The sequence below is a fragment of the Gemmatimonas sp. genome (genome assembly GCF_044376735.1).
GTDB lineage: Bacteria > Gemmatimonadota > Gemmatimonadetes > Gemmatimonadales > Gemmatimonadaceae > Gemmatimonas.
Map to the genome: position 1 here is coordinate 1 of NZ_JBILKJ010000285.1, position 2,598 is coordinate 2,598.

The 2,598-nt window shown below is 65.4% G+C and carries 3 protein-coding genes; all 3 read right to left on the reverse strand.

All coding sequences use genetic code 11. The annotated features are described in order from the left end of the window. On the reverse strand, window positions 1–173 hold a 173-nt coding region (locus ACIRA7_RS16700), incomplete at its 3' end, for a CopG family transcriptional regulator (protein ID WP_396221962.1). 105 nt (window positions 174–278) lie between these two features. After that, window positions 279–914: a Uma2 family endonuclease gene (locus ACIRA7_RS16705; RefSeq protein WP_396221960.1), complete on the reverse strand. Its 636-nt coding sequence runs from the start codon at window positions 912–914 to the stop codon at window positions 279–281. 157 nt (window positions 915–1,071) lie between these two features. Next, a partial coding sequence (locus tag ACIRA7_RS16710; protein ID WP_396221961.1) for a tetratricopeptide repeat protein occupies window positions 1,072–2,598 on the reverse strand: 1,527 nt, incomplete at its 5' end.

Genomic DNA, 2,598 nt, shown 5'->3' on the forward strand with positions numbered 1-2,598 from the left:
GCAATGGACGGCAGCGGCGACGTGGCCCCTGGAGCGGCGAGGTACATGGCGACGGCCTCCCGCACGAGAGACGCCGTGCTCACGCCCGTGCGCTGCGCGGCCCGCTGCATTTGGAGCATCATCTGGTCGTCGAAGAACACGGTGGTCCGCTTCATCCCATATATATGCTGCATACATATGGCGAAATCAAGGGGGCGGCTGGGGAACCCGGTCCGCGTGGCGGCGAGCGCGTTCTCTCAGAAATCCACACGACCGCTCGCTCGCGGTGCGGGGAACGGCTAAGGGGTACGCGTCGCGTTCTGCCCGCGAATCGGTGGCCCCAAGAGGCTCTCCAGCGACGCGGAGAACCCGGGGAGTATGTCCTCTCCAGCAAGCGCTGACGACTCGTCCACCATCGCTTCACTGCCGTCGGCGCGATACACGCGCGCAACCCGACGAGTGGGGTCGATGACCCACACCAACGCGGTTCCCGCGGCACGCCAGTCGGCCACCTTGGCCAGCACGTCGTGGGGACGATCGTTTGGCGACAGCACCTCCACCGCAAGATCGGGCGCGAGTTCGGCAAAACCGACGCTACTCGCCATTGGAATGCGCTCCCACGCAACGAACGCCATATCCGGCGCGCGCACGGTATCCGGTTGACGTTGCAGCGTGAACCCCGTCTCGGCAGCCAGGACCTCACCCAACGGGTGCCGCGCCGCGCGCGCTTCTTGATCACGTTCGAGAAAGGTCGCGAGACGCACCAGGATGCGCGCCGTAATGCTGCCGTGCTGGTACCCGGCAGGTTCGCGGACGACGAGCTGTCCACGAACCAGTTCCGTACGCTGGCCGCTCGCACCATAGGCGAGCAATTGCTCCGCCGTCATCGCCGCCGTCGGCGCGTGCTCCATCGAGTCGGTTGATGCCGAGTACATGGGTGCGTGCCTCCGCACGGGTCGGATCTTCGTCGCGGTGTAATGTGATGACATGCCGTCATCGACGCGTCATCAATCCCGAGTGAAAAGCTACGCACGCCGCCCGCTTCGAAACATGCCGGGGTGAAGTCCGGCGCCAGCGAGCACTACCCCGCAATCACCCCGGGTCTTTCTTCGCGCGCAGCTGCGCGGCGCGGTCGCGCGCCGCCGTGACGATCGGCTGCCGCGACGGCTCGGCATCCTTCCAGAGCGTGGCGAACGCGTCGTAGTGCTCGATGGCGCCAGCGATAACACCTTTGTCGTCGAGCAGTTCGGCGAGGCGCTTGTGGGCGGCCGGTACCAACCATCGAGCAACCGGTTCATTGATTGCCTGGGGATCCACGACTGTCTTGAACCACGCAATTGCGGAATCTCTCACCCCCAAGCGATCGAAACTCGTGGCGAGCAGGAAGCGCTCTTCCATGCCAGGCGCCGTACGTAGGGGCGCCGCACGTTTCAGGAGTTGAACGGCCTCCTGAAAGCGCCCGGAGGCCATCGCGACATGGGCATTCACCCGAAGATCTTCCCATTGGCGCACAAGAGAATACGGCGACACATCACGACGGTACGCCGCGGCAATCTTGCTCGCATCGGCGGCGTCGCCAGCAAGGGCGGCGGCCACGGAGGCATTGGTCCAGGTCCGCTCAGGAGCCGGTACCGCCGTAAACTCCGGCGAGGTGAGCAGTCGCCGCAAGGCGACCTGCGTCTGCGCCCAGTCGCCATCGAAGAGGGCGCTGGCCAGTGCCGTCCTCGTGACGTGCGTCATGAGCCGGGTGGGGCTATTGGTCAACTCGCGCAGGCGACGAGCACCACGATCACTGGCCGCGAGCGCCGCCGTAATGCGGCCGCGACCCATCTCGTAGTCGACCAACATGTTGATGGACATATCGAGCTGTCGGGGCGCTTGCGCAGTATCCATCACACGAGCGGTCACCGCGCCAACGCTATCCCAGCGATTGCCGGCGATCAGCCGAAAGACCTGGAGCTCCCAGATCGTGCGGCTGTTCGGAAAGCGCGTGACGAATTGCGCGAGGTTGCTGTCGGCTAACTGCTCCCGACGAAGCAGTGCGGCCATCTGGGCGATGTTGAAGAAGACGACCGCCGGCGGACGGTCGAGTCGGGCTGCGCGCTCCCACAGCTCCAGCGCTTTCGTTCGCTCTCGCTGCCGGTTGTATAGCCCGGCGAGATTGTTCAGCGCCGTGCTGTTGAGCGAGTCGCGGGCGAGGAGCTGCTCGTACGCAACGGCGGCCTTGGCGAGATCGGGGGCTGGCCCGTTGGTGAAGTAGAAGGCGTCGGTGAGATCGCGTTCGTTGTCCGACAGGCGATCTCGGAGGGCGTAGGCCTTCGATATGGCCGCCATGAGCTCGGTGCGCGCATTCGGCAGCAACGAGTACATCACCGCAATCTTCCGCCAGGCCATCGCAAAGGTGCTGTCGATCGCCACCGACTCGTTGAGCAGCTGCAGCACGCGGGTGCGGTCACCGCCGTTTTCTTCGAGCTGAGCGCCCTCGACGTACTTGCGGAGTGCGGTCAGCGAGGGCGTGCTGACGCGTTCGAGCGCTCGTGCGCCCTGCAGCCCCTTGAGCGACTCGCCCACCTTCCCACGAATGCTCCGCGAAAGCTGCCCGACGGCCGCGACCAGTGT